3 protein-coding genes are annotated in these 3,407 nt (G+C 64.6%); 2 read left to right on the top strand and 1 reads right to left on the bottom strand.

Translation table 11 applies throughout. The annotated features are described in order from the left end of the window. On the top strand, positions 1–591 hold a 591-nt coding region (locus ACFWJO_RS36985), incomplete at its 5' end, for a hypothetical protein (protein WP_386872490.1). 105 nt (positions 592–696) lie between these two features. Next, the gene (locus ACFWJO_RS36980) at positions 697–1,950 is read left to right on the top strand and encodes an IS256 family transposase (RefSeq protein ID WP_036312731.1); all 1,254 of its coding nucleotides are present in this window, start codon (positions 697–699) and stop codon (positions 1,948–1,950) included. 379 nt (positions 1,951–2,329) lie between these two features. Here the strand turns inward: ACFWJO_RS36980 and ACFWJO_RS36975 are convergent, their stop codons facing one another. Continuing rightward, on the bottom strand, positions 2,330–3,103 hold the full coding sequence (locus tag ACFWJO_RS36975) for a helix-turn-helix domain-containing protein (RefSeq protein ID WP_386872488.1): 774 nt from the start codon (positions 3,101–3,103) through the stop codon (positions 2,330–2,332). Positions 3,104–3,407 lie beyond the last annotated feature (304 nt).

Genomic DNA, 3,407 nt, shown 5'->3' with positions numbered 1-3,407 from the left:
GCCTCATACCTCCTGCGGAGACGCTCCTCCGGCCTCACTGGCACCGACCCGAGTCAACAACGTCATGCCCTCCTACAACTAGAAGCCGTCAAGGCATTTGTTTCCATCGGCTTCGGCCTTCCGGATGCTCCGAAGCCCGCCGATCATGTACAAGGGCACGTCGCGGAGTTGCTCTGGCACCGCGTTGTGGCCGAGCGTACATCCTGTCGGGACGGACGCACTCTCGTAGAAGCGCCACCCATCAAGGCCGATGCACTCGAACCAGGGGGAGATGGGCTCGTCGTCTACGAGGACTCTTGCGGAACCCTCGTTTTCCGGCTCTGGGAGATTAAGAAGCACGACGCAGATGCTCGGATATCGAAAACGATCAACCGGGCGGCGAAACAGTTGCGCAAGAGAGGCCACCACTACCTTGCCAAGCTCGCGGGACCGGCGACCCTCACTGCTGAAGGTGCCCTGGGGGAGCTTTACGACGGCATGGTTGACCTCTGGTTCGAACGGAGCGCAAGAGCAGGCGTGGGAGTCTCCGTAGGGGCGTCTCTCGAACATCGCCCACGAAACAGCAACACGTTCAAGTTGAGTCCCGCATAGTGGTGTAGCGCCCGGTGGTCGGGCGTGTCGTCTCAGACGTGGACGCGGCCACCGTGTGATCCGTCGAGTCAACCTTCCACAGAATCCTCGAATGGAGTCATCACGATGACCGCTCCTCATATTCTCGACCCTGCCGGCCTGCTCGGAGAAGCCCTGTCTGAAGCGTCCCCGGACATGATGCGCCATCTGCTGCAGACCATGATCAACACCTTGCTGTCCGCGGATGCCGACGCGGTGGTCGGTGCCGAATGGGGCAAGCCCAGCTCCTCGCGCACTGCTCAGCGGAACGGGTACCGCCACCGGGACCTGGACACCCGGGTCGGCACCCTGGACGTGGCCATCCCCAAGCTCAGATCGGGCACGTACTTCCCGGACTGGCTACTTGAACGCAGGAAGAGAGCGGAGTCGGCGCTGATCACCGTGGTCGCTGACTGCTACCTCGCCGGGGTCTCGACCCGACGGATGGACAAGCTGGTCAAGACTCTGGGCGTCAACGCCCTGTCCAAGTCCCAAGTCTCCCGGATGGCCACCGAGCTCGACGAGCAGGTCGAGGCATTCCGCCACCGCCCGCTCGGGGTGGCCGGCCCGTTCACGTTCGTGGCCGCCGATGCGCTGAGCATGAAGGTCCGCGAGGGCGGGCGCGTGGTCAACGCCGTGGTGCTGCTGGCCACCGGGGTCAACGCTGACGGCCACCGCGAGGTCCTGGGCCTGCGGGTCGCCACCTCGGAGACCGGGGCGGCGTGGAACGAGTTCTTCGCCGACCTGGTCGCCCGCGGCCTGGCCGGGGTCCGGTTGGTTACTTCTGACGCCCACACCGGACTCAAGGACGCCATCGCGGCGAACCTGCCCGGAGCGACGTGGCAGCGCTGCCGCACCCATTACGCGGCGAACCTGATGGGCATCACCCCGAAGAACATGTGGCCGGCCGTGAAAGCCATGCTGCACTCGGTCTATGACCAGCCCGATGCGGCCAGCGTGCACGCGCAGTTCGACCGGCTCCTGGACTACGTGAGCGAGAAGCTGCCCACCGTGGCTGAGCACCTCGACGCCGCCCGGGCGGACATCCTGGCCTTCACCACGTTCCCGAAGGACGTCTGGACGCAGGTCTGGTCGAACAACCCGGCCGAGCGGCTCAACCGGGAGATCCGCCGTCGCACCGACGCGGTGGGCATCTTCCCCAACCGGGCGGCCATCGTCAGGCTAGTGGGTGCGGTGCTGGCCGAGCAGACCGATGAATGGGCCGAGGGTCGACGCTACCTCGGTCTCGAAGTCCTGGCCCGCTGCAGGCTCACCACCGTGACCAACACCGGAGACGAGGTGGACCCCGACACCGAACTCAACCTCGGCCTCAGCGCCTGACCCCCATGAAGGATCAGACCGCTACACCATCACGAGGGGCTTGACCCGAGACGAGCTGATCGACTGCAGCCGTTAGCCGCTCATGGAGCTGTTGGAGCCGCGCATCCCGCGCTGCTCGCGCCTCCTCGTCCGTCGCCATCAATGACCTCCTCCCGGCGAGGCCAACGGCACAAGCCGTTGACCCTTGCGACCATGAGGTGCGCCGGGCGGATCAGGAAGAAGAGAGACGGACAACGGACTGGGCCTGTGGCCGTCAGGCTCCGCGATGAACCCGACGTATTTGACGTGTTCTACACGGCAGTCCAAGACCTGTCGACGTCGCCGGCGAAACGTGGGACACGCGTCGAGTGGAGCGGTTCATACGACGAGTCCGCAGAGGTTACCGGCTGGTGTCGTTGACAGCGATAGCGTGGCTTTGTCGATCCTCAGGAACCGTATGTGGTGTGCGCCGGTACTGTGTCGGCGTGATGCCGTAGCGACGGAGAAACCAGTGGGATGCTACGCGCGGATCGCTCCACCCGACTTCGCTTGCGGCACGCATTACGGAAATGTCGGTTTCTTCGATGAGCCGCGCGAATTCGGTGAGCCGGAGTTCAGTGAGTAGACGCATTGGTGCGGCGCCGGCGTACTGTACGAACATGCGGGTGAGGTGGGTCCGTGAGAGGGAGAGTTCGCGTGAGAGCGCTCCAACGGTCCACGGCTCTGCGATGCGCCCGCGAAGCAACCGGATTGCCTGACCGACGTAGCCAATAGATCCGGTGTCGGTCAGTCGTCCATTGATGGGTGCCCACGGTGTCGTGAGGGTGTCCGGCGCTTCGTCCAGAAAAGTCGGCAGTATCAGCCTCATCCATCGTGCGAGAAGCTCGAGAGTGTGAGTCGCGACGACTTCGGGCGAGTGGGTCCCGCTGCGCAGTACGCTCATCTGTCGCCATATCGGCTCGACATGCCGCAGCACAGCGATACCTGGCGCAAGGACGATTGCGCGGCCGTCCCACTCGAGGGGGTGTACTCCTGCGATCACTCGTTCTGCGTCAGGGAGGAACCATGCCATCTGGGTGCGCCAGAACTGCTCGTCGGCGTAGATGGCCCAGATGCGTACGGACGGGGATGGGCGCACGCGGCACCATTTGCCGGTGCCGAGGGCAAGAGACATGCCAGGACGCAGGACGTGCATGCTCTCAGCAGTCTCTAGGGCGCAGGAGCCCTCAACGACGTTGAGTATCTTCGCGTGCCGGAACACGGTACGGCTTGACGGGACCGTACGCACCATCTCTATGGCCGCGATATCTCCTGGTGCCCGAACCGCTGCGTAGGGGCGCGTGAACCTGAGGGGCGCAGCGGGTGGCAAGTCATGTGCGGCCTCGAACGCGTCCTCTGGCGTAGCGGCCACGCTGCGCACGGCACACCGTCAGCTCAGCTTGCCTTCCGAGTCGCGTGGTCGCACGCGATGTTCGCTG

The sequence above is a fragment of the Streptomyces sp. NPDC127092 genome (assembly GCF_042722475.1).
Classification (GTDB): Bacteria; Actinomycetota; Actinomycetes; order Streptomycetales; family Streptomycetaceae; genus Streptomyces.
The sequence above is the reverse complement of the archived record's forward strand: the minus strand, read 5'-3'. Positions and strand labels throughout refer to the sequence as shown.